General features: G+C 72.0%; 18 protein-coding genes. 8 read left to right on the forward strand and 10 right to left on the reverse strand.

The window, feature by feature from the left end; translation table 11 throughout:
- Positions 1 to 2 precede the first annotated feature (2 nt).
- Positions 3 to 1,499, reverse strand: a complete 1,497-nt coding sequence (locus CLV43_RS43490) for a PLL family lectin (protein ID WP_106196326.1) — start codon at positions 1,497 to 1,499, stop codon at positions 3 to 5.
- A complete protein-coding gene (locus CLV43_RS43495) occupies positions 1,496 to 3,013 on the reverse strand; it encodes a DUF8189 domain-containing protein (protein WP_170156280.1) in 1,518 nt (505 codons plus the stop codon). The genes CLV43_RS43490 and CLV43_RS43495 overlap by 4 nt, the downstream gene beginning before the upstream one ends.
- Before the next feature lie 119 nt (positions 3,014 to 3,132).
- Between CLV43_RS43495 and CLV43_RS43500 the strand changes: the two genes are divergently transcribed.
- Entirely contained in the window at positions 3,133 to 6,135 is a 3,003-nt protein-coding gene (locus CLV43_RS43500; protein WP_106196330.1) for an AfsR/SARP family transcriptional regulator, read from the forward strand.
- 38 nt (positions 6,136 to 6,173) lie between these two features.
- On the opposite strand, the gene CLV43_RS43505 is transcribed toward CLV43_RS43500, so the two are convergent.
- The 3 genes from CLV43_RS43505 to CLV43_RS43515 all read right to left on the reverse strand — a co-directional run bounded on the left by CLV43_RS43505 (position 6,174) and on the right by CLV43_RS43515 (position 10,736).
- On the reverse strand, positions 6,174 to 7,565 hold the full coding sequence (locus CLV43_RS43505; RefSeq protein ID WP_106196331.1) for an alpha/beta hydrolase: 1,392 nt from the start codon (positions 7,563 to 7,565) through the stop codon (positions 6,174 to 6,176).
- 173 nt (positions 7,566 to 7,738) lie between these two features.
- Positions 7,739 to 9,766, reverse strand: coding sequence for an MGH1-like glycoside hydrolase domain-containing protein (locus CLV43_RS43510; protein WP_146175140.1), 2,028 nt, complete (start codon positions 9,764 to 9,766; stop codon positions 7,739 to 7,741).
- Positions 9,767 to 9,983: 217 nt separating this feature from the next.
- A complete protein-coding gene (locus tag CLV43_RS43515; RefSeq protein ID WP_106196333.1) occupies positions 9,984 to 10,736 on the reverse strand; it encodes an SDR family NAD(P)-dependent oxidoreductase in 753 nt (250 codons plus the stop codon).
- A gap of 189 nt (positions 10,737 to 10,925) precedes the next feature.
- On the opposite strand from CLV43_RS43515, the gene CLV43_RS43520 reads away from it, so the two are divergent.
- Positions 10,926 to 11,828 (forward strand): LysR family transcriptional regulator, encoded by a 903-nt coding sequence (locus CLV43_RS43520; protein WP_106196335.1) that lies wholly within the window; start codon positions 10,926 to 10,928, stop codon positions 11,826 to 11,828.
- Between the two features lie 252 nt (positions 11,829 to 12,080).
- Positions 12,081 to 14,447, forward strand: a complete 2,367-nt coding sequence (locus CLV43_RS43525; RefSeq protein WP_106196337.1) for a phosphocholine-specific phospholipase C — start codon at positions 12,081 to 12,083, stop codon at positions 14,445 to 14,447.
- A gap of 402 nt (positions 14,448 to 14,849) precedes the next feature.
- Here the strand turns inward: CLV43_RS43525 and CLV43_RS43530 are convergent, their stop codons facing one another.
- On the reverse strand, positions 14,850 to 15,464 hold the full coding sequence (locus CLV43_RS43530; protein WP_146175141.1) for a hypothetical protein: 615 nt from the start codon (positions 15,462 to 15,464) through the stop codon (positions 14,850 to 14,852).
- A 453-nt stretch (positions 15,465 to 15,917) separates the two neighbouring features.
- Between CLV43_RS43530 and CLV43_RS48295 the strand changes: the two genes are divergently transcribed.
- The gene (locus CLV43_RS48295; protein WP_170156281.1) at positions 15,918 to 16,067 is read left to right on the forward strand and encodes a hypothetical protein; all 150 of its coding nucleotides are present in this window, start codon (positions 15,918 to 15,920) and stop codon (positions 16,065 to 16,067) included.
- Here the strand turns inward: CLV43_RS48295 and CLV43_RS43535 are convergent.
- Positions 16,053 to 18,068 carry an ATP-binding protein gene (locus CLV43_RS43535; protein ID WP_245887475.1) on the reverse strand — a complete coding sequence of 672 codons (2,016 nt, stop codon included), beginning with the start codon at positions 18,066 to 18,068 and terminating at the stop codon, positions 16,053 to 16,055. The two genes, CLV43_RS48295 and CLV43_RS43535, sit on opposite strands and share 15 nt — an antisense overlap.
- 390 nt (positions 18,069 to 18,458) lie before the next feature.
- Between CLV43_RS43535 and CLV43_RS43540 the strand changes: the two genes are divergently transcribed.
- The 3 genes from CLV43_RS43540 to CLV43_RS47455 all read left to right on the forward strand — a co-directional run bounded on the left by CLV43_RS43540 (position 18,459) and on the right by CLV43_RS47455 (position 20,809).
- Positions 18,459 to 19,181: an SDR family NAD(P)-dependent oxidoreductase gene (locus CLV43_RS43540; protein WP_106196341.1), complete on the forward strand. Its 723-nt coding sequence runs from the start codon at positions 18,459 to 18,461 to the stop codon at positions 19,179 to 19,181.
- Positions 19,178 to 20,410, forward strand: coding sequence for an amidohydrolase family protein (locus CLV43_RS43545; protein WP_106196424.1), 1,233 nt, complete (start codon positions 19,178 to 19,180; stop codon positions 20,408 to 20,410). The genes CLV43_RS43540 and CLV43_RS43545 overlap by 4 nt, the downstream gene beginning before the upstream one ends.
- 126 nt (positions 20,411 to 20,536) lie before the next feature.
- The gene (locus tag CLV43_RS47455) at positions 20,537 to 20,809 is read left to right on the forward strand and encodes a hypothetical protein (RefSeq protein ID WP_146175142.1); all 273 of its coding nucleotides are present in this window, start codon (positions 20,537 to 20,539) and stop codon (positions 20,807 to 20,809) included.
- 80 nt (positions 20,810 to 20,889) lie between these two features.
- Here the strand turns inward: CLV43_RS47455 and CLV43_RS43550 are convergent, their stop codons facing one another.
- Together CLV43_RS43550 and CLV43_RS43555 are read right to left on the reverse strand one after the other, a co-directional pair.
- The gene (locus tag CLV43_RS43550; RefSeq protein WP_106196343.1) at positions 20,890 to 21,921 is read right to left on the reverse strand and encodes an SDR family oxidoreductase; all 1,032 of its coding nucleotides are present in this window, start codon (positions 21,919 to 21,921) and stop codon (positions 20,890 to 20,892) included.
- Positions 21,922 to 21,960: 39 nt separating this feature from the next.
- Positions 21,961 to 22,728, reverse strand: coding sequence for an alpha/beta fold hydrolase (locus CLV43_RS43555; RefSeq protein WP_106196345.1), 768 nt, complete (start codon positions 22,726 to 22,728; stop codon positions 21,961 to 21,963).
- 121 nt (positions 22,729 to 22,849) lie between these two features.
- Here CLV43_RS43555 and CLV43_RS43560 point away from each other — a divergent pair, with 121 nt between their 5' ends.
- Entirely contained in the window at positions 22,850 to 23,467 is a 618-nt protein-coding gene (locus CLV43_RS43560; protein WP_106196347.1) for a TetR/AcrR family transcriptional regulator, read from the forward strand.
- Positions 23,468 to 23,474: 7 nt separating this feature from the next.
- Here the strand turns inward: CLV43_RS43560 and CLV43_RS43565 are convergent, their stop codons facing one another.
- Positions 23,475 to 23,984 carry an SUKH-4 family immunity protein gene (locus CLV43_RS43565; RefSeq protein ID WP_106196349.1) on the reverse strand — a complete coding sequence of 170 codons (510 nt, stop codon included), beginning with the start codon at positions 23,982 to 23,984 and terminating at the stop codon, positions 23,475 to 23,477.
- Between the last annotated feature and the right edge of the window lie 7 nt (positions 23,985 to 23,991).

A 23,991-nucleotide genomic window follows, 5' to 3' on the forward strand; every position in this document is an offset into this window, starting at 1 on the left:
GATCAGGAGGCGTTGCCGCCCCAGTCGTTCTGCTGCCCGCCTTCCTGCGGTGTCCACCACCAGTGGTAGAGCGTGTTGCGAGCCGAGGTCGCGAAGATCTGCTGCTGGTCCCCGTAGACGAACGCGACCGGGTCGCCGTAGGCCTGGCCGCCCCAGTCGGCGAAGGTGACCTGGCCGGTGGCCTGGTCCCACCACCAGTGGTACAGCGTGTTGTTCGGGCCCCGCGCGACCACGTGCTGCTGGTTGCCGAAGGAGTACCCGAACGGCGTCCCGACGAAGGTGCCGGGTGCGCCGGACCAGGTCACGGTGTGCACCTGGTGGTCGGTGGGGTCCCAGAACCAGTGGAACAGCTGGCCCGCGGCGTTCTTGGCGAAGATGTGCTGCTGTCCGTTCCAGACGAACGCGGTGGGGTCGCTGTAGGCCTGGCCGCCCCAGTCGGCGAAGGTGACCTGGCCGGTGGCCTGGTCCCACCACCAGTGGTACAGCGTGTTGTTCGGGCCCCGTGCCACCACGTGCTGCTGGTTCTTGTAGGCGAAGGACGACAGGCCGCCCACGAACGCGCCGGGTGCGCCGGACCAGGTCACCGTGTGCACCTGGAGGTCGGTGGGGTCCCAGAACCAGTGGAACAGCTGGCCCGCGGCGTTCTTGGCGAAGATGTGCTGCTGTCCGTTCCAGACGAACGCGGTGGGGTCGCCGTAGGCCTCGCCGCCCCAGTCCGCGAAGTGCAGCCCGGACCCGTCGTCGATCCACCACCAGTGCAGCAGGGTGTTGTTCGGACCCCTGGCGAAGACGTGCTCCTGGTTGCCGTAGGCGAACCCGGTCGGCTCACCGACGACCGTGCCGCCCCAGGAGTCCGACCTGGTGCCCTCGCCGGGAATCCAGTACCAGTGGTGCAACGCGCCGTCGGTGCCGCGGGAGAAGATCAGCTGCTGGTCGCCCCACTTGAACGCCCTGGCGCCGCCCACGCCGTCGACGGTGCCGGAACCGGCCACCTCGGCCAGCAGCGACTGGGCCTTGGCCTGGGCGTCGGCGTAGGCCTGCGGGCAGCAGGAGCGCTGCACGTCCCAGGCGATCTGGGCGGCGGAGTACGCGGGGTGGTTGCGCTCGCTGTTGATGGCGCGGGTGAAGTACGACGTCGAGGCGTGCCGGACGTCCATGATCTCCGCGGGCGTGCCCCACCCCTGGCTGGGGCGCTGCTGGAACACGCCGAGCGAGTCCCGGTCGCCGCAGGGCAGGTTGTTCATGTGCGACTCGACCCAGCCGGTCTCGAACCCGGACAGCATGACCGTGTCCGAGACGCCCAGGTCGAGTCCGACCTGGTGCACGGTGGTGGTGACGTCGAGGTCGCGGTCGGGCGGGATCGACGGGCAGTTCGCCGGCATGACCACGCCCGCGGGCACCCGTGTGGTGTCGGGTTGCGCGCCGGCGGTCGGCGCGCCGAGCAGTACCGCGGTCGCCAGCAGGCTCGCCGCGACGGCGATCAGTCGTGTGGTTCTCATCCGAGGGTCCCGCCCCAACTCGTGGTGTGCGTGCCGGTACCGTCGCTGATCCACCACCAGTGGAACAGCGAGTTGTCGGTGGTCTTGGCGAACACGTGCTGCTGGTTGTCGTAGGCGAACGCCGACGGGTCGTCGGTCAGCTGGCCGCCCCAGGAGTCGCGGTGGGTGCCCTCGCCGCTGATCCACCAGTAGTGTTGGAGGGTGCCGTCGGAGCCGCGGGCGAATACCAGCTGCTGGTCGCCCCACACCATCGCCGCGGGCCTGCCGACGATCTGGCCGCCCCAGGAGTCGTGGTGCGTACCGGAGTCGGGCATCCACCAGTAGTGCTGCAACGTGCCGTCGGAGCCGCGGGCGAACACCAGCTGCTGGTCACCCCAGACCATCGCGGCCGGGTCCCCGCCGAGCGAGCCGCCCCACGAGTCGTAGTGCAGGCCGGTGCCGTCGTTGATCCACCACCAGTGGTGCAGCTGGTTGTCGGAGCCGCGGGCGAAGATCAGCTGCTGGTTGCCGTAGGAGATCGCGGACGGCTTGCCCGCCAGCTCCCCGCCCCAGTCGGCGACGTGCAGGCCGTCCTGCGGGGTCCACCACCAGTGCTCCAGCGTGCCCGACCGGGAGCGGGCGAAGATGTGCTGCTGGTCGCCCCACACCACCGCGGTCGGGTCGGAGGTCAGTTCCCCGCCCCAGTCGGCGAAGTGCACGCCGCTGCCGTCGTCGATCCACCACCAGTGCTGGAGGGTGCCGTTGACGCCTCGGGCGAACACGTGCTGCTGGTTGCCGTAGACGAACCCGGTGGGCTGGCCCACGATCTGGCCGCCCCAGGAGTCGTGGCGCGTGCCCTCGCCGGGGATCCACCAGTAGTGCTGCAACGTGCCGTCGGAGCCGCGGGCGAACGACAGCTGCTGGTCGTTGTACCGGTAGGAGGCCGAGCCGGGCAGCGGGTCGGGGGAGCTGTCGACGATGTTCTTGTAGCGCACCGGGGTGAAGGTGTTGGCGTAGGAGGCGGGCCAGGTGACCTCCTCGGCGAACTTGCCGTCCTCGGGTTCCTGGCGCACCACCGGACTGGTGCGGGCGGCGTCCGCCCAGCGGATGAACAGCCCGATGTGCTGCACGGCGGAGTCGCGTCGCCAGAGCGCGTCGCCCGGCTTGAGGTCGCCCCGCGCGATGGTGTCGGTGACCTGGGTGATGGTGGCGGTGCTGTAGTCGCCCCCGCCGGGCAGCTTGGGCAGGTGCCAGGCCATGGAGACGTAGCCCGAGCAGTCCTGCCGGTAGGTGCCGTTGGCGTCGGTCCAGGAACGGGACTGGCTGTAGGGCACGTGCTCGTCGATCCAGTCCTGGGCCCGCGACAGGACCTCGTCCCTGGTGATCGCGCCGCCGACCGAGCTCGCCGGAGCCGCGGTCGCGGATGGCGCGCCCGCGCTCAGCCCGCTCACCAGGAGGCCCGCCGCGGTGAGCAGGCAGGCGAGTGCGCGTCTGCCACGCCCCCTGCGCCGTTGGATGGTTGGTGTCTGCGTCATGGCGACAGCGTCGCCGGGCGCCCTTCCCGATTCCTGCGCGGTTTCTGCTCGCCCGCCGCAGGTTTCCTTGACACCGCTCAGACCCCTCACCATGATTCGCGGCGGGGGAGGGGGAGCGTGTGGACATCTGCGTCTTGGGGCCCGTGCAGGCCCGTCGGGACGGTGGGGAAGTACCGATCACGGGCCGCAAACCCAAGGCACTGCTGGCTGTGCTCGCGGTCGACGCGGGACGGGTCGTGTCGGCCGACGCGCTGATCTCCGCGCTGTGGGGCGACGACCTGCCCGCCGATCCGAGGGCCCGCCTGCACAGCCTGGTGTCCGCGGTCCGCACGGTGCTCGGCGGCGAGGCGGTGGCCCGTCGGTCCGCCGGTTACGTGCTGGTCGGCGACCGGGTGCGGGTCGACGCCCACGTGTTCGCCGAGCAGTCGTCCGCGGGCAGGCGGTTGCTGGGCGAGAACAGGTTCGGTCCCGCGGCCGACCTGCTGCGCGCCGCCCTGGACCTGTGGACCGGCCCCGCTCTGCTCGACGTGGACGGCGAGTGGGCCGAGGCCGAGCGCGCCCGCCTGGCGGAAGCGCGGTTGGCCGCCGTCGAGGACCTGACCGACGCGCGCCTGGCAATGGGGGAGGGCGCGGAGCTTGTCGCCGAGCTGACCGGGCTGGTCGCCGGGCACGCCGAACGGGAACGCCTGCGCGGCCTGCTGATGCTGGCGCTGCACCAGGCGGGCCGCACCGCCGAGGCGCTGCGCTGCTACGAGGAGGGGCGCACGCTCCTGCGCGACGAGCTGGGGGTCGATCCCGGCCCGGAGCTGCGGGCGGCGCACGCCAGGGTGCTGCGCGGCGAGGGGCGGCGACGCGTCGAACGGCGGCACGCCGTTCCGGTGCTCGCCCAGCTGCCACCGGACATCTCCGACTTCACCGGCCGCGAGGACGAGGTCGCGCGGCTGGCCGGGCACCTGCTCACCCGACAACCCGCCGTGGTGGTCGGCGCCATCGCGGGCAAGCCGGGATCGGGGAAGAGCTCGCTGGCCGTCCGGGTCGCGCACCTCGTGCGGGCGGACTTCCCCGGCGGCCAGCTGTACGTCAACCTGCACGGAGCCACCGCCGCGCCGCAGCAGCCCTCCGTTGTGCTGTCGCGGTTCCTGCACGCACTGGGCGTGTCGGAGGACGACGTTCCCGGTGGCGTCGAGGATCGGGCCGCGCTGTTCCGCTCCCTGCTCGCCGGGCGCCGCACGCTGGTCGTGCTCGACGACGCCGCCGACGAGGAGCAGGTGCGTCCGCTGCTGCCCGGCACCGAGGGCTGCGCGGTCCTGGTCACCGGTCGGCGGCGCCTCGGCGCGATGGCGGGGGCCGTGCACGTGGACCTGCCCATGTTCGCCGACGAGGAGGCCCTGGCGCTGCTGGAGTCCCTGGCCGGCCGGGAACGCGTTGCGGCGCAACGGGACCAGGCCGCGGACATCGTGCGGCTGTGCGGCTACCTGCCGCTGGCGGTGCGGATCGTCGGGGCCAAGCTGGCAGCGCGGCCGCGGTGGCCGATCGCCGAGCTGCGGGGTCGGTTGCGCGCGCAGCACCGCCTGCTCAACGAGCTGGTGCTGGGCGACCTCGCGGTTCGCGGCAGCCTGCTGCTCAGCTACGACGGGCTCGGCGAGCTGGAGCGGACCGCTTTGCGGCGACTGGGCCTGCTCGGGGTCACGGACTTCTCCGGCTGGCTGGTGGCCGCCCTGCTCGACGTGTCCCCGCAGGCCGCCGACGAGGTCCTCGAACGCCTCGTCGACGCCACCCTGGTGGACACCGCCGCCCCGGACGGCACCGGAGCGGTCCGCTACGCGCTGCACGACCTGGTCCGCGAGTTCTGCGGCGAGCAGGCGCAACGCGACGTCGAGCCCGAGGTGGTGGAGCGCTGCGCCCGGTACGCCGCCGCGCTCGTGGAGTACGCCACCAACCACATGCCCCGCGGGACCGCGCCGCAGCTGACCCGGCACCTGGGCCGGGTCGCGCTCGACGAGGGGGTCACCCGCAGGTTGCGGACCAACCCCACGGCCTGGTTGGACGCCGAGGGCGTCGTGCTGGTCGGCCTGGTCGAGCGGGCCTCGGAACTGGGCTTGGCCGCCCCGGCGGCGACGCTGGCCGCCACGTTGTCCTCCTCCGCCTTCACCGTGCGCGACCACTTCAGCCACTGGTGGCACGCGCACGCCACGGCGCTCGACGCCGTGCACCGCGCCGGGGACCGCTCCAGCGAGGCCTCCTTGCTCGTCGGGCTGGGCAACCTGCGCTTCGAGCAGGACCGGTTGGAGGAGGCGGTGGGCTACCTGGAGCGGGCGCGGGACGTCTACGCGGAGGTCGGCGACGACTACGGCCGGGCGGTCGCCCAGCTGAAGCTGTCCAGCGCCCAACGCGAATGGGGACGACTGCGGGTCACGCTCTCCACGTTGGAGGACCTGACGCCCGTGCTGAGCTCCCTGAGCGAGCCCCAGTTGACCGCGCGGGCGACGCACAACCGGGCGATGACCCTGATCGAGCTGGGCCACCTGCCCGCCGCCATCGAGGAGTGCGGACGCGCCGTCGCCGCGTACCGCGACCTGGACGACCGCTTCGGCCAGGCCCTCGCCACCCGCTCGACCGGCATCGCCCACCGGGCCGCGGGCGAGCTCGACCACGCCGAACGCGCGTGCGAGTCGGCGCGCCGCACGCTCACCGAGATCGGCGACCAGCACATGCTCGCCTACGCCACCCAGTCGCTGGCCAAGGTGCTCATCCGCCAGGGACGCGGAGCCAGGGTCCTCGGCTGGCTCACCGACTGCCTGCGGACCTGCCACGAGTTCAAGGACGGCTTCGGACAGGCCCTGGTCCTGCGCACCCTCGGTGAGCGCGAGCTCGCCGTCGGCAGCCCGGAGGCCGCCCTGGGCCACTTCGACCGATCCCTGCAGTGGTGGACCGGGCTCGACCTGCCCCTGTGGCGGGCGCGCACGCTGCGGGACGTGTCCGGTGCGCTGGCCATGACCGGCGACGCGCCCGGCTCCCGCGCGGCCTGGGCGGAGGCGCTCGCGACGTTTGAGGCGCACGGGAGCCGGGAGGCAGGGGAGGGCAGGCTCGAACCGCGGTGGTGCCTGGGACGGGCGGGCTGACCGGGGAGCCATCCCCGGTACACCCGCCCGTCCTCGGGTCAGCCCACGCACACCTGCCCGACCGGCGGGAGCGCGCCGTCGACGAAGAACCGGTCGACGGCCGTGGTGACGCAGTCGGTCTTGCCGTAGGCGCCGTGGTCGGTGGCCCGGCGCGTCAACAGCCTGCCCGTGCCCAGGTTCTCCGCCGCGCGCACCGCCCAGTCGTACGGGGTGGCGGTGTCGTGCGTCGTGCCGACGACCAGGACCAGGACCGGGACCGGTGCGGTGATCCGGTGCGGCCGGTAGGTGGCCGGCGCGGGCCACCGGTTGCACACCGTGGTGGCGGCGAACAGCCTGCCGAAGAGCGGGTAGCGGTCCGCCGCGAGCGCGCTGTCGTCGACGACCTGCCGCGCCGACCGGTGATCGGGCACGTCGAGGCAGTTCACGTCGTCGTTGAGCACGTCACCGGAGACGTCGGGGCCTTCCTCCGGTTGGTAGGTGCCCGCGAGGACCTTGGTCAGGTGCTCGTCGATCTTCGGCCAGGACGCGGGGGAGGTCAGGTCGCCGACGATCTCGCCGCCGACGGCGGGTTCCTCGGCGATGAGGGGGACCAGCCGGGACCGCACGTCCGGCAGCGTCATCCCGGTCAGCGGGCACCCTGCGCGGTCCGCGCAGGTCGCGACGTAGTCGGCGAACGCCTCTTCCTTGGCGCGCGCCGCGCCGTCGACGAACTCCGCGTTCTGGCTGGTGGTGTCGACCACCGAGTCGATCGTCATGCGACCGACCCGGTCCGGGAAGAGGTCGGCGTAGAACTGCCCGATGCGGGTGCCGTAGGACACCCCGTAGTAGTTGAGCTTCCTCTCGCCCAACTGCCTGCGCAGCTGGTCGAGGTCCCGCACGGTGCTCACGGTGTCGACGGTGTCGAACAGCGGCCCCACGGCGTCGCGGCACGCGGTGGCCCAGGTGGCGGTGGCCTGCTCGAACCGCTCCCGCTCGGTGACCGATGCGGGGACGTCACCGGAGTCCCTGGGGATGCCGGGGCAGCCGATCGGGGCCGACTCGCCGACGCCGCGCGGGTCCCAGGAGACGATGTCGAAGGACGAGCGCAGCGCGGTGCCGAACCTGGTCGCGTAACCGACCAGGAACCGGGTGCCGGGGATGCCGGGGCCGCCGGGGTTGACCACCACCGACCCGAGCCGCCTGCCGGTCGCGGGGAGGCGGGCGACCTTGAGGGAGATGGTGCCGCCGTCGGGTTTCCGCCAGTGGACCGGCACCGTCACCCGGCCGCACTCGAGGGCGACGTCGCCGGTGGGGCAGGGCTGCCAGGCGATGGCGCCCGCACCGTGCTCCGCGGTGTTCGCGGCGTTCGTCTCGGCCAAGGCCACACCGGTCGCCGCCGCGGCGATCGCGGTGACGCCGACGACGATGAGCACTGTCGTTCTGCGGATCATGACGCTCCTCGGACGCAGGTGACGTTCTGCACGGAGGAGATGGTGCTCGCCGTACGGATCGTCACGCGTCCGACCGCGGTCGCCTTCCCGCCTACGACCTCAGGATGAAGCGCCTCCAACGGGGGCGGCGTTGGACGAGGTCGTCCTGGGGCGGCGCCCCTGGACCGCTGTGGTCACGAGCCGCTGTAGCCGAGCCAGTCGAGGTTGACCCTCCCGGTGTCGGCCGCCCCGTAGGAGAACGTCACCACCGGGTCGAGCCCGCTCACCGGCACGCCGTCGAAAGTCGCGGTGCCCCAGGCGTCCCAGCTGTCCGAGACCTTCGGGAAGCTCACCTGCCGCACCGCGCGACCGTCCACCGACAGCGTCATCGTGCGCGCGTCGCTGTTGGCGTTCGCGTACCTCAGGGTGACCGAACCGGTGCCCTGCCCGGCCGACGCGCGGTGCACCGTGAACGACGACGCGGCGCCCTGAGCCCAGAACCCGTCGACGAAGGCGCGGCCGGAGTACCCGGTGTGGTTGTCGTTGGTCTTGACGCCGCCGGTGTTGCGGGCGTCCTCCGCGTCCAGCCGAGCCGGTGACGGGCAACCGGAGACCGGGCCGCCGATGTCGGAGCAGCGGTCCTGCGCGTCGGGCACCCCGTCGCCGTCGCGGTCACCGGCGGCCGCTCCCGTCAGCGTGATCTCGACGGTGTGCGCGCCCGTGAGCGAGGCGGGGATCTCGGCGCGGGCCTGCTGACCGTCGACCTTCACCGAGCCGATCGTGGTGCCGGCTCCGCGCAGGGTGATGGTCAGGTCGGCGTCGCGGTAACGCAGGTTCTGCAGGGTCACGTCGCCCCAGCCCGCGGGCAGGTTCGGCGCGAAGGTCAGCGCCTGGTCGGTGGGCCGCAGGCCGAACAGTCCGGTGTGGACCATGTCGAGGAACGCCGTGGCGGACCAGGTCTGGTCGGGTTCGGAGCCCCAGTGGAACTTCACCGTGTCCCCGAGCCTCTGGTAGCCGCCGTCGACGACGCCGGTGTTGCCGTTGTAGATCTCCCAGAAGCCGCTGTTGTTGTTCGCCAGCTTCGCCAGCCGCGTCACCTCCGCGGCGAACCCGCTCTGGTTTCCCTGACGCGCCAGCGCCTTGGCCCACAGCCCCTGGACCAGCGGCCAGATGATCGCGTTGTGCCTGCCGGGCTGCGCGTCGGAGTAGCGGTCCCAGTTCGGGTAGGTGTCGGGCATGCCCCACGTCATGGAACGGGCGCGCGAGATGATCGACTGCGCCTGCGCCGGGGTCGCGATGTCGAAGAGCAGCGCGAACGCGAGCCCGGTGCCCTCCTGGTAGGCACCGGGCGTCCCGTTCGCGAGCAGCTGGTAGTTGTACAGCCCCGTCTGGGCGTTCCAGAAGTACCGGTTGATCGCGGTCTTGAGCGCCGCCGCCTTGGTGCGGTAGCCGGCGGCGTCCTGCGACTGCCCCACCCGGTCGGCCATGTTCGCCGCGTTGACGTACGCGGCGTAGTAGACCTCGTTGGTGCTCAGGTACATCCCGCTCGCCACACCGGGCCACGGCATGCTGCCGGTGCTGACCGACTCGGTCGCGTCGGCGGGCGGAGCGGGGTAACCGGCGATGCCGTCGTTGAAGAACGAGGCGCCGACGAACAACCCGTAGGTGGCGTTGAAGCCCGCCGAGCCCGCGCGTTCGCGGATCGCCAGGGTGTTCTTGGCGGTGCGGTAGGCGTTGTCGAGGAACGCCCGGTCGCCGGTGACGAGGTAGTGGTTCCACGCTGCGGTGAGCCAGATGACCTGGTCCCACTGCTGGTCGTCCTGCTGCACGCGCAGAGCGCCCGCGGAGTCCTTGTCCACCACGGCCCACAGCGTGTTCTCGGCCAGTGCGGGCGACAGCAGACTGGTGGCGTTCCAGCTGTTGACCGACGCGTCGCGGGTCCACGGCTGCTGGTAGCCACCACCCGCGCGGACGAAGCCGACCGCCGGGTCCTGCAGGCCGCTCCGGTTGTAGCGCGAGTCGTAGCCCAACGTGTTCACCCGCAGCAGGTTGTCCAGCGCGGCCGCGTACGCGTTGCCGTACAGCTCCTGGCTCGACGGGTTCGCGAACCGGAGCGACGGTGCCTGCGCGGCTCCCGCCGTCCCCGGAGGCACACCGATGACCACGCCGCACATCGCCACGATCACCAGCAGGACACGGTGGATCCGCCGCCGAAGGCTCATCCCGCACACCTCTCCGGCACCGGTACCCCGCGGCCGGGCCGCGGACCAGTGCACCACGAAACGGTGCTCACGGAACGTGTCGACAACGATCCTGTCCGTTCCTGTCAGGCTGGCGTGTGGACCGGCGGACAGCCCGGTTCCCGCCGCCGGGTCCACCTCCCCGCCGGGTCGAGCCGATCCACGGCCCGGCCACCCGGATCGTTTCCCGTCCGGGGTGTCAGACCGCCCTCGCCAATCGGCCGCCGTCCACGACGATGGTCTGGCCGGTCAGGAAGCTCGCGCGGTCGCTCGCGACGAAAACGACGACCTCGGCGATTTCCTCCGGCGTGCCGAGACGGCCTAGCGGATTGCTTTCGGCCATTGTCCGGAATTCCTCGGCGCCCATGAACTCGGTCACGTTCTCACTCGCCACCGTGCCCGGCGCGACGGAGTTGACCCGGACGTTGTCGGGACCCCATTCGGTGGCCCACGACCTGGTGTAGGACTCGATCGCCGCCTTTTGCGCGCCGTAGGTGGACATGTGCGGCATGTGACGCGCGCCGGCGATGCTGCTGATGTTGATGACGGCGCCGCCGCCACGGGCGGCCATTCCCCTGGCGAAGCCCGCGGTCAGGGCGAAGGCCGCCCGGATGTTGACGTCCCAGGACTCGGCGTTCGCGTCGAGGTCCTGGTCGAGGCTCGGCCTGACGCTCTCCCGGTAGCTCGCCGCGTTGTTGACGAGGACGTCGACGTCACCGGCCTCCTTGACGAGCCGGTCGACCTCGGCGGGGTCAGCGAGGTCGGCGAGGATGAACCGGGCCTCACCGCCCGCCGCGACGATGTCGGCGACGACGCCGTCCCCGCGCTCCCGGTGCCGTCCCGTGATCAGCACCACGGCGCCGTCACGGGCGAACGCGTGCGCGATCGCGGAGCCGATTCCGCCCCGTGATCCCGCTCCGGTGATCAGGACGTTCTTCTTCGTCGAGCTCATGGCTTTGTTCGGCCTTTCTGGTGTGGCGCGCGTCGGTGGACGCGAGCGCCATTGTCGGGAGGCGCGGTCATTCCGCGCTTTTCCCGGATCGGCTGTGCAATTCAGAAGGTACGCAAGTAGTCGACATAGGCGCAAAGAGTCGCTTGCTATGATTCACATAGAACACTTCTATGTGGCGAGGCGGCTCCGATGAACCTGCGGCAGTACGAGTACGCGCTTACCGTGGCCGAGGAGGGCAGCATCACGGCGGCGGCCGAGCGGCTGGGGGTGGCGCAGCCCTCGCTGTCCCAGCAGATCGGCACGCTGGAGAAGCAGGTCGGGGTGCGCCTGTTCACCCGGACCCCGCAGGGGATGCTGCCGACGGCGGCGGGCCGGGCCTTCCTGGTGGAGGCGGAGGTCGCCACCACCGCGTCCCGGCGCGCGCTCACGGCCGCCCGCTCCGCCGACGCCGACCTGACGGGCGAGCTGGTCATCGCCGTCTACCTGGGACTCGGGACCCGCGTGCTGCCGCGCGCACTCGGCGAGCTGCGCCGCCGTCACCCCCACCTGGAGGTGACGATCCACGAGGAGCCCGACCCCGCCGACATGGAGCGGCTCACGCGCCTGGGCACGCTCGACATGGTCCTGGTGCACGAGATCCCGTCCGGGTGCACCTTCGACGTCCACCCGCTGGGCAGGGAGTCCTACGTCGCCGTGCTGCCGGAGGGCCACCCGCTGCTGCGCCGGGACAAGCCGCTCCTCCTCGAGGACCTGGCCCACGAGGGGTGGGTGCGCTTCCGCCGCGGCAGCAAGCTCGACGAGTACCTGGCGGGCCTGCTCGCCGGTCGCGGCCCCGCCCCGCGGACGGTCGGCCGGGCCTCGCAGATCTCCACCGCGGTGCGGCTCGCCGCGGAAGGCCTCGGCGTCACCGTCGCGCCGTCCTCCGCGATCCCCGACGGCTTCGAGCACCTGACCCGTCCGCTCCGCCCGAACCTCTCCGAGCCGGTGATCGCGGGTCTCCGCCCCTCACCGGGCCGGGCCGAGATCGCCCTGCTGGACCAGCTGAGCCGGCAGGACTGGTCGGGCGGCGGGGTCGGCGCGTCCCGGCGTTGAGCGCTGCCGCGACAGCCTCGTCGGACTCGACGAGCGCCTGATCCGCTGTCGATGCCGTCCCACATCCCGGTGCCGGGACGTGCTTGGTCGCGGGAGGGCGGAAGCCCGACTTCCGGCCCGTTGATCGGGTTCGGGACGGGCCGGCAGGTTGTCATGGAGGGTGCTTGTCGATGCCTGCCGGTGGTCATGCCGGGTTAACCCGGTGCGGTGAGCATCGCCGGGCGCCGCCCTGCGCCCGGACGAGGAGATGTGATGAAACGCCGTTCCCTGCTGAAGGCCGCCGCCGCGGGTTCCGGGTTGGCCCTGTTGCCGGTCAGCCTGCGACGGGCACTGGCGATGGAGGCTCCCGCGGGCGGGTTGGACGCGGTGGAGCACGTGGTGGTGTTCATGCAGGAGAACCGGTCGTTCGACCACTACTTCGGCACGTTGCGCGGGGTGCGCGGGTTCAACGACCCGGTGGCGATCACGCTGCCCGACGGCGGTCCGGTGTTCCGCCAGCCCAACGGGTCCGGGCACCTGCTCCCGTACCGGGTGGGCGACGAGTTCATGTCGGGGACGCCGCACGGGTGGGCGGACGGGCACCGGGCCTGGAACGACGGGCGGCACGACCAGTGGGTGGCGCAGAAGGGGGTGCGGACGATGACGCACCTGGATCGCGCGGGCCTGCCGTTCTACCACGCGTTGGCCGACGCGTTCACGGTGTGCGACGCCTACCACTGCTCGGAGGCGGGACCGACGAACCCGAACCGCTTCTACCTGTTCTCCGGGACGATCGGCTACGAGCCGGGCACCACGAAGCGGGCGATCGGCAACGACAGCTGGCAGAACCCCGGCCACACCGGGTACACGTGGACGAGCTACGCGGAGCGGTTGCAGCAGGCCGGGCGGTCGTGGCGGGTGTACCAGGAGTGGGACAACTACGGCGACAACTCGTTGGACTACTTCGCGTCGTTCCTCGCGGTGGGGCGCAAGGCGTTGGCGGCGACGAAGGACTCGGCGGGCAAGGCGTACGCGAAGCTGGAGTACTTCTACTACGACGTGGCCTCGGCCTCGGCGGCGCGGCGGGAGGAACTGCTGGCGCAGCTGGACAAGGGCGTGGCGGCGTTGTCCGCGGCGGACCGGTCGCTCTACGACCGGGGGCTGGCGCGGCAGCGGACGGGGGAGCTGGCGTCGGTGTTCCGGGCGGACGTCGCGGCGGGGCGGTTGCCCGCGGTGTCGTGGGTGGTGGCGCCGGAGTCGCAGAGCGAGCACCCGGACTGGGGGCCGAACACCGGGGCCGAGCTGGTGAAGCGGGTGCTGGACGCGATCGCGGCGAACCCGGAGGTGTGGCGCAAGACGGTGTTCCTGCTCAACTACGACGAGAACGACGGGTTCTTCGACCACGTCCCGCAGCCCGCGCCGCCGGTGTCGCCGTCGCAGGGGCTCTCCACGGCGGCGGTGGCCGACGAGATCTACGACGGGTGGCCCATCGGGCTGGGGCAGCGGGTGCCGCTGCTGGTGGTGTCTCCCTGGAGCCGCGGTGGGAAGGTGTGCTCGGAGGTGTTCGACCACACGTCGGTGCTGCGGCTGTTGGAGCGCTGGACGGGTGTCGCCGAGCCGAACATCTCGCCGTGGCGGCGCGCGGTGTGCGGCGACCTGACCTCGGCGCTGGACCTGTCGGGGACGGGGACCTGTCCGGCGTTGCCCGCGCCGGTGCCGACGTCCGGACCGCGGCCCACCTCGCCCACACCCCCTGGTGCGCAGGTGATGCCGGTGCAGGAGCCGGGTGTGCGGCCAGCCCGGCCGTTGCCGTACGTGCTGTCGGTGTCGGGGCGGGTGACGGCGGAGAAGTTCTGGGTGGACTTCACGTCGTCGGGCGAGGCGGGAGCGCACTTCTCCGTCTACGCCAACGCTTTCCGCACGGACGGGCCGTGGCGCTACACCGTCGGGGCCGGGCGGACGCTGACCGACTACTGGCAGGCGGGGACGCCGACCGGGTCCTACGACCTGACGGTGTTGGGGCCCAACGGTTTCCTGCGCCGGTTCGCGGGTGACCGGGTCGTGGCGACCTCGGGCGGGGCCAACCCCGAGGTGACGATGCGGTACGCGCCCGCGGACGGCCTGGTGTGGTTGGCGATGACCAACAGCGGGAAGGCCGCGTGCACGCTGACCGTCCGGGTGGGCAACCGCGCGGGCGGGCCGTGGACCTACACCGCCGGGCCCGGTGCGACCGTCGAGGACTGGTTCTCCGTCGGGCGGACGTCGGGCTGGTACGACCTGACCGCGTCCGGCCCCGACGGGTTCGTGCGCCGTTTCGCCGGGCACGTGGAGAACGGCGCGGAGAGCACGTCCGACCCCGTCATGGGATCCGGGACGTTGGCCGGCACCTCGACGGCGTCCGCCGGTGAGGTGCGGGTGGACGTCGGGCAGGCGCGGACGGTCACGGCGGTCACCTGCCGGCCTCGGCAGGCCGGACCGTACGAGGTGCACGTGAGCACCGACGGCTCGTCGTGGGGGAGCGCGGTGGCGTCGGGGACCTTCACCGGCACAGCGGCCACGACGGTGCGGTTGTGGCCCGCCACCGCCCGGTACGTGCGGGTGCGGGCGGCGGTGGACGGCGTGACGGCTTCGGGTTGGTGACCCGACCACCGGGAGGCTTGGCCACCGCCCGGCACGTCATCGCCTGGTCGCACGGGTAAGCGAGCTGCGGTGACACCTGGAGTTCATGCCCCGTCGGCCGGGACCGCTCGGGGTGGCGTGCTCACCGTGGACAACCGGTACCGGGTGCGGCGGGGGTGGGTGTCGCAAGAGGACCTCGCCCGCTGCGCTGTCGGGTGGCGGCCGCTGTTCACCGGACGGCACAACGAGGTCACCGCGGTCGGACCGCTTACGCCGAGCTCACCCCCACCACCGTCACCCTGTCCCGCCCGGCGGGGAATGACCACTGGCGCCGGTCGGTCCAGCCTGCGTAGTTCAGGAACCGGTGTCGTCGACCTTGATGTGCGTTCGACGACGCCCAACTTCAAACCACGTTCGAGGGCGTCAGGCGGAGTTGCGGTGCTTTTGAGCGTCCAGGAGCGTCCGTGCGCAGACGGCCGCGAAGGTGTCGCGATCGGCCCATCTGGGCACGGTCCCGTAGTAGTGGACGTACAGTTCCGAGTCGGAAACGCAGAGGTGGGCATTGCGAGAGCATTCCCCGGCTGTGTCTACCGGCATTTCCAGGAGAGTGGCGGCACGACCAGCAAGTCGCAGGTCTCTGTTCACCTGTTCGACGTCCTTCGCAAGGTCGGCTCGCTGGGCCCACAGGATCCGTTTCCATTCCCTGTACTGGAGTCGCTGTGGCTTCCACCAAGCGTGATCGATCTTGCCCAACGGAGTCGCAATTGAGGCGACGGATGGTTCAAGGAGCGAGGCGGCGTGCAACTCGTTGTGCGGTCCGCGCATGAGTAGTGCTTGTCTACCCATCCCCGCCGCCAGGGCTCGTGTCACGAAATTGGTGACGAGATCAAGGTAGGGGCCGTTGTAAGGGGTCAGTGGCCACCGCTCGATCGCGCTGTGGCGATGGACTGTGTACTTCGAGGTCCACGCTGTCCACGCTTGCAAGCGCTGTTGTTCTCGCTGGATCGAGTCGAAGTGCTGGTCGATCTCGTCGGGCATGGCGAACTTCTCCCAGTGGCGTGTCATCGCAGTCGGCAACTCCCACTGTGGGTCGCCGCGTGACGGAAGATCGTTAGCAGCTCGGCGGAGCAGGAAGGAACTGAACACGGCTCAGGTACGAGCGGGTTGCTTGATCGAGGAAGTCTCCGAAGGGGCTGGTGGTCGGCATCCGCTCGGGTAAGACCGGTGGACAAACCGTGGCCGTGCTCGACGCATGAGCGAAGTGACCTGTCCGCATCCGGCATCACCAGTGGGGTGGACGCATCTGTCTCCCAGCCGATCCGTGCAGCCAGTCGGTCCCTGGGAGAGGGCCGTCTGTAATCGTGGCTCATCTGACGGAGATCGGCTCGCGCCGCGCGGTGGAACCCGACCGGTTCACGTGCTCGGCCAGCTCGTCGGGGAGACGACCCTAGTGGGGCTGCTCGGCGGCTTGATGGGCGTGTGGTGGCCACTGTGGAGGTTGCGCTGGGCGACGGTTGGCTGCCGGACGTGAACCCGCGGGTGGCACTTCTCGAGTCCGGCGGTGGTGCCGTGGCGGGTCTCCTGCCCGCCCTGCACGGCGCGACCAGCCGCGCTCCAGCGGTCACCTCACGCCTCCGGTGACGACCCCGTCTGGCGCAGGAGCTGGTCGACGAGGCGTTCCTTGGCGAGGGCGAGGTGGCGGCGGTAGGTGCCGTAGGGCAGGCCCAGGCGTCGGGCGGTGGCCTTGTGGGTGCGGGAGGTCGTGAAGTAGGTGGCGGTGAGCGCCTCGTGCGCCTTCACGCCCGCGGGGTCGACCTGGAGGGCGTCGAGGGCGGTCGTGACGGCGTCGCGCAGGTCCGCGACGGGGTCGGTCGAACCGGGTGGGACGAGGCGGGAGCGGAGCAGGACGCTGGTGGCGAACTGGCGGGGGTTGCGCCAGGTGCGCAGCGCCTCGAGCACGCCCTCCTCGAAGGCGGCGCGCGGCAGGTCGTCGGTCGGGGCCGGGACCGTGCCCGGCCAGCCCGCGACGGGTTCGGCCAGGGCTCGGGCGCGGTGTTCGACCCACTGCTCGACCGGTTGCCGCCGCCAGTCGCGGCCGAAGACGTGCTGGCGGCGGCCGCCGACGTCGACCGCCACGACCTCCAGCATCCCGGCGTCGGCGAGGTAGCGCCGCCACAGGTCGGCGTCCTCGAAGACGGTGAAGGTCACCGCGCGGCCGCGGGTCCGCATCTCGGCGGCGATGGTGCGCCTGCTGATGAGGTCCATGAGGGGCGAGGGTCGTTGGTGGGCGCCGGGTTGCACGGCGAAGCGGCGGATGCCCAGGTGCTCGCCGGGGGCCAGGGGAGCGACGGCCTCGACGAAGCCCCAGACCTGGTCGACCACCGGGTCCGCGGCCCGGTCTTCGGGCAGCGCCGCCTCCAGCCGCAGGACGGCCATGAACCCGATCGGTGTGGCCGAGCCGGCGTAGCGGTAGACGCGGAAGCCCTGTGGCTGGCGGCGCGCCCAGTGCGCGACCGCGGTCGCCGAGGCGGCGTTCTCCGCCTCGGTCATCAGGCGCAGGACGTCCGGCACGTCTTCGGGCCGCAGGGCGGTGTCCTCGACATGGGGGTGCACGTGCCAGTCGTACAGGTCGCCGTGGTCGCGGAAGAGGAACATCCACTCGGCCACGCGCAGCAGGGCGTCGTGCTCGGAGGCGGCGCGCACGGCGTGCAGGCAGGCGACCGAGACGCGGACGCGCACGTCCTCGTAGCGTTCCGGGTCGCGCCACCGCAGGTCGGCCTCCAGCGTGGCGCGCACCGCGTCGTGGGGGTGCAGCCCCTCGGGGGTGGCCTCGACGTAGGGCAGCTGGCGCAGCCAGGGGAACACCGTCGCGGTGTCCTCGTCGCCCAGCACCGCCCGCAGCAGCGACTCGCGCGTGACGTAGGCCCGTGCGACGACCTCCAGCGCACGCCGGTGCGCCGCGCTCGGCAGCTCGCCGACCAGCCGTTCGACCAACGTGGTCAGCACGTCGCCGGTGGGCCGCCACAGCGCGTTGGGCGCCTCGACGGGCACGGAGGCGGCGAGCGAGAGCGCGAGCGGGCTGCCCCCGGCGAAGGCGACGATGGCGTCGCGGCGCTCCGCGGCGACACCGCGGGACGCCAGCAGGGCGTCGGACTGGGCGGCGTCGAGCGGTCGCACGGCCAGCTCGGCGAACAGCGGCGCCCAGCCGGGGTCCAGCGTCCAGTCGGTGTCGGGGGCGACGCGGCTGGCGAGGACCACGAGCGCGCCCTCCGCGAGCCGGAGCAGGAAGGTGTCGCGCAGCCACGGTTCGAGCTGCTGGCAGTGCTCGAAGGAGTCGATGAGCAGGACCGCGCCGGGCTCGACGCACACCAGGGCGGCGGCCTCCTCGATGCGCCGCGGGTCCGCGTCCAGGAACCGCGCGTCGACGTGCACCACACGGCGGCCCGCGACCTCCGCCTGCCGCGCGGCGTGGCGCAGCAGCGAGGACTTGCCGATGCCACCCGGTCCGTGCAGGTAGGCCACGAGCGGGGCGTCCGCCGCCCCGGCCAGCATCCGGTCGAGCACGTCCCGCTCGGGCTCGCGGCCCACCAGTGCTCCGGCGCGCGCCGCGGCCAGCCTGCCCGCCAGTCCCGTCGCACCCACTCCGCACCCCTCTCGTCGGGACCGTGTTCCCTTGTGGAGGAACGAACGTTAGGCCATGCAGGTGCCCTCGCGCCGGTAGGGCCGGAGCACTTCACGGCCTTGGACCGGACACCTGTCCGGTCCACCGCCTCCGACGGTCGTGGTGGCGGGCTTGGTCCTGCTGGTTGACGGAGGGCTTCGGGGGCGCGTTGTGCCTCCCTTCCCAGCCACATGTCTGCGAAGGGGCTTTCGCCATGCGCGTGAACAAGGTCGTCGTCATCGGTGCCGGGATCGGTGGGCTGTGGCTCATGGGGCGGGACCCGCTGCCGTCGTAGCGTCGATACCGGTGGGGTATCGCTGTCCGACCCGGACGGTGTTGGTGTCCCGCCGGTGCGCGGACAAGATCGAGTCATGAGTGAGCGGACGATCGCGTTGGTCACCGGCGCGAACAAGGGGATCGGGTACGAGATCGCGGCGGGGCTCGGCGCGCTGGGCTGGAGCGTCGGGGTCGGCGACCGGGACGAGCGGCTGCCCGAGACGGTGGAGAAGCTGCGGGCGGAGGGGGTGGACGCGTTCGCCGTGCCCGTGGACGTGACCGACGACGCGAGTGTGGCCGCTGCCGCGGCGTTGGTGGAGGAGCGTGCCGGGCGGTTGGACGTGCTGGTGAACAACGCGGGTGTCGCGGGGCCGTGGCCCGCGCGGCCGTCGACCATGTCGGTCGACGCCGTGCGGGAGGTGGTGGAGACGAACGTGCTGGGTCTGATCCGGGTGACCAACGCGATGCTGCCGCTGCTGCGCCGGTCCGAGCATCCGCGGATCGTCAACCAGTCCAGCCACGTCGGGTCGATGACCTTGCAGACCACGCCCGGTGTCGAGCTCGGCGACGTGGACGGGGCCTACGCGCCGACGAAGACGTTCCTCAACGCCGTGACCGTCCAGTACGTGAAGGAGCTGGCGGGTACGGCGGTGAAGGTCAATTGTGCCTGTCCCGGTTTCGTGGCGACCGACATGACCCGTCACCAGGGCGACCGCACACCCGCGGAGGGCGCCAGGATCGCGATCCGGCTGGCCACCCTGCCCGACGACGGCCCGACCGGCGGGCTGTTCGACGACGACGGCGCGGTGGCGTGGTGACGCGCCCGCGTGCGGAGCGGACCGCCATCACCGGTGCCCGGATCTTCGACGGCGAGAAGGTGCTGGGCGCCACCACCGTGCTCGTCGACCGCGGCAAGATCGTCCGCGTCGGCGGCGAGGTGCCCGACGGGGTCGAGGTGGTCGACGGCACCGGGGCGACCCTGCTGCCCGGCCTGATCGACGCGCACGTCCACACCGGCCCGGACTCGCTCGCGCTCGCCCTGCGGTTCGGGGTGACCACCGAGCTGGAGATGCAGGGCACCAGCACCCGCGGCAGGCGGGCCGCCATCAGCGCGGACGACACGATGGCGGACGTGCGCTCCGCCGGCCTCGGCCTCACCCCGCCCGGCGGCCACCCCAGCGAGCTCTTCCCGCCCGGCTTCGTGCCGATCGGCGCCGAGTCGGCCGACGGCACGGCCCCGTTCACCCCCGACGCCACGAGCCCGGAAGGCGCCGCGGCGTCCATTCCGCGACTGCTCGCGGACGGTGCGGACTACATCAAGTTCATGGTCGACGACGGCAGCGTCGAAGGCCACCCCGGCCTGCCGATGATCGACCCGGCCACGTTGGACGCCGGTGTGGCCGAGGCCAAGAGGTACGGCGTGCTCACCATCGCCCACGCGTTGACGATCGACGCCACCCGGATGGCGTTGGAGGCCGGTGTCGACGGTCTGGCGCACGTGTTCGTGGAGCCGCACGACGACGAGATCATCGCCCTGATCGAGGACGCCGACGTGTTCGTCGTCCCGTGCACCGTCCTCAACGCCTCGCTCATGGGCATCACCGGCACCGAGCTCGCCGACGACCCGCGTGTCTCCTCGCGCCTGGACGAGGCCTGGGACACCGCCCTGCGCTCCAGTTTCGACCGGTACCCGCAGGGCGACATCGACGACGTCCTGACCACCGTCAAGGTGCTGAGCGACGCCGGGGTCGACCTACTGGTCGGCACCGACTCCGCCGTCCCCGTCCCGTTCCTCGGCGGCCTCGCCCACGGCGCCAGCGTCCACCACGAACTCCAGTACCTCGTCCGCGCGGGCCTCACCCCGACCCAGGCACTACGCGCCGCCACCTCCACCACCGCCCGCCGCTTCCGCCTGACCGACCGCGGCCGCATCGCCGAAGGCCTCCGCGCCGACCTCCTCCTCGTCGACGGCGACCCCACCACCACGATCTCCAACACCCTCAACACCCGCGCCGTCTGGCGCCGCGGCGCCCGGCTTGTTCTTTGAGCCCTCGCAGTACGGCGCTACAGCGCGCTGATGTCGTGCGCCGCTCGACAGGTCGACCGCAATAGTGCGTGACCGGAAGCCGACAAGTCGGCTATGCGTCGGCGTCGGGGGTGAGGGGGACGCGCCATGCCGAAGGCGGAGGTGGGACGTTGGGTGGTGGAGCACCTCCGACGACGCGGCCTGCGGCAGGTCCGCGTCCTGATTCTGGCCAGTCATGAGCACGTGGGTCCTCAAGACCGGTGTGCGGAGACGGTTCGTGCCGACCTTGACGCCACCACGGTCACCGTCGACGACATCTGCGATTTCAGCCGCTCGCGCGCACAGCGCGAGCCAGGCCCACATCCGCTCGATCTCGACGCGGCAGGTTCGGCTGGTGGACGGTCGCACGATCGATCGTGAAGCCGAGGGTCTACCAAGGTGGATGAGGATCGTCTCGGCCGCGCTGGTGCTCGACTGGCTGGTATGGCGGTGGTCTCCGGTCAGCGGCGTGGGTGGGCGAGTCCGTGGTCGATGAGGCTTTGCGCGGTGTCGTGCAGGGTTTCGTCGGTGGGGCGGGTGGTCCAGCCGAGGTCGTCGGCGGCCTTCTGGCTGGACAGCTTCTCGGGGTGGCCGACGAAGGCGAGTGCGAGGCGCAGGGTGGGGTCGAAGCGGGCGGCGAGCCACATCGCCCAGTAGGGGAGGCGGCGGGTGGGTACGCGCAGGCCCTTGGTGGCCAGGGTGCGGGCCATGTCGAGCATCCAGACGTCCGGCCCAGCGCAGATGTAGCGGTTGCCCGCGGCTTTCGGGCTCTCCACGGCCAGGCGGTGGGCCAGGGCGATGTCGCGGACGTCGACGATGCTCCAGCTGATGTGCGGGACCGCGGGCATGGAGCGGTCGAGCAGCCGTTGCACGGTCTCGTTGGACGTGGCCACCTCGGGGCGTTGCAGGGGGCCGACGACGAGGCCGGGGTTGATGGCGACCAGTTCCAGGTGGCGCTGCTCGGGCAACTCGTCGACGAACTTCCAGGCTGCCCGTTCGGCGAGGGTCTTGCTCTTCTCGTACGGGGTGCAGTTCGCGATGTCGGACCAGTCGTCCTCGGTGTGGCGGCCTGCCACGGGGTCGGGGCGGCCGCCCGCGATGGCGGAGGACGAGGAGGTCAGGACGACCCGGCGGACGGTGCTGCTCGCGGCGGCGGCGCGCAGCACGCGCAGGGTGCCCTCGACGGCGGGGCGGATGACGTCGTCCTCGTCACGGGGGACCGCGGGCGGGTTCGGCGAGGCCACGTGCAGCACGGAGGTGCAGCCCTCGACGGCCTCGGCCCAGCCCTCGTCGGAGTCCAACCGGGCGGCGACGAGCTCCAGTCGACCCCCGAACTCGGCGGCCAGTGCGGTGAGGTGGGCGACCTTCTCGGTCCTCGTGACGTCGCGGACGGTGCCGCGGACGGCGTAGCCGTGCCGGAGCAGTTCCTCGACGCAGTAGCCGGCGATGAAGCCGGACGCGCCGGTGACCAGGACGGTGTCGGGCTGGCTCATGGGATCTCCCGTGGTTGGGGTGTTCCGGGGTGGGAGCGCTTACACGCGGTCCCAGAAGTCGGCGAGCATGCGGGCGCCACGGGCCGGGTCCTGGAGCATCCACCAGTGCCCGAGTCCTTCCAGCACGTGCGTCTCGGCGTCCGCGCGGCTCGCGGCGCGTCGGTGCTGCTCGGCCGACCCGACGTCGCCGTCGGCCGTGGCGATGACGGCCAGCCCCGGTCGCCGGGCGGCTTCGGGCAGGCGCCTGCCGCGGTCGGCCAAGGCCGGTTGGGCGGCGGAGCGGTAGAGCGCGAGGACGGCGGCGGCCATCTCGGGCCCCTGCGCGGCCGCCACCTCGTCGGCCGCGGGCGGGAGGATGCCCCACTCCCGCATGCGGGCGGCGCGGTCGGCGGCGGTCCCGCCGAAGAGGTCGGCGACCGACGCCTCGCCGTCACCGGGTGTCTGCCAGGTCCGTGCGAGGGCGTGCCAGGTGTAGTCGGGTTCGAGCGCCCCGTTGACGTCGCTCACCCAGCTGCGCACGAGGTCGGGGCGCGTCCACACCGCGCCCATGACGTGGCCGCCGCCGAAGTCGTGGCCCACCAGGTCGACGGGCCCGTCGAACGCGCTCAGCTCGCCGATCAGCCAGTCGCGGTACTCGTCGGCCGTGGCGCCGAAGCCGTCCGGGACGGGGGCGCCGAACGCGGGCGGGGACAGCCGGACGACGTCGTGGTGGCCGAGGCGGCGCAGTTCCCCGACCAGGGGTGTCCAGATCGCCGAGGTCTCGGGGACCCCGTGGACCAGGACGCGGGTGCGGTCGTGCTGGGGCATCGGTTCTCCAGGAGGGGTGCGGATGCCCTAACTGAAGCATCGGTGTCGCAGTTACGTCAACAGTGACGACGCACCTGTCTCAATTACGCCGTGTAGTGTGACAGGTGATGGGAGGTCGCCGATGGCCGCGACAGAGCGGGGTGGGCTGCGCGCCGACGCGCGGCGGAGCAGTGCCCGGATCCTGGAGGCGGCCCAGCAGGTCCTCGCGGAGGACCCGACGGCGTCGCTGGAACGGGTCGCGGAGGCGGCTGGACTGGCGCGGGCGACCGTGCACCGGCGCTTCGCCTCGCGCCAGGCGCTGCTCGACGCGCTGGTGCGGGATCTGACGGACCGCTACCTCGCGATCATCAAGGAGGTGCGGGTGAAGACCGCGCCGCCGATGGTCGTCCTGCACCGGGCGACCGAGATCTCGCTCAGGCTGAAGTACGGCCACCCGTTCGTCACCAGCCTGACGCCCACCCACGAGAGCCCCGGCGCGCCCGCGGCGCACCCGGAGATCGTGGAAGGGCTGGAGATCCTCTTCACCAGGCTGCACGAAGGCGGATACACCACGACCTCCGACCCGGCCTGGGCGAGGGTCGTCTACCTTGCCCTGCTCCAAGAGGTCTACAGCCTCCCGGCGGACTCGCCCAGCCTCGGCCTCGGGGACGACGCCGACGCCGACGACGAGGTGGAGGCGCGGGTCGGCCTCCTGGTCACGACCCTCCTCGGCGCGCTCGGCGGGTCGCCACGACGCTGACCCGCGCTCACCAGCCCTCGACGAGCCCCCACCAGAGCGAGTCCTCGCCGACGGTGGGGTCCTTCTCCCGCACGAGCTCGAAGAACCGGTCCAGCCGGTCGTAGGTCTCGTCGTCGAACGGGGCGGCGCGCAGCGCGGTGTTCACGCCGTACCAGCGCCACGCCGTCTCCACGAGCAGGGCGCCCGAGCCGTTGACCCAGTACCGGGGCACGGTCGCGGTCTCCAGCGTGGAGAACCCCTCGACCGTGCCCGTGTCGGCGGCGGTGACGAGGTCGGCGTGCGAGAGCGTGCCGAGCCGGTAGTAGACGCGGTCCTCGTCCTCGATGACCGCGTCGAACGACGGCCGGAGCTCCGACGGGGCGATGACCGGGAGGCCCCACCTCCGGTACGCCCGCAGGTCGGCGTCCGGGAGCCGCCACGACGTCACCGACGCCGGTGGCATGGTCTGCACCGACGGCACGACCAGGTCGTCCAGCGGCGCGGAGAGCGAGTGCTCGTAGAGCTCCAGTGGTTCCACGGCGTCG

Origin of the sequence: Umezawaea tangerina (assembly GCF_003002815.1) — a bacterium.
Lineage (GTDB): Bacteria > Actinomycetota > Actinomycetes > Mycobacteriales > Pseudonocardiaceae > Umezawaea > Umezawaea tangerina.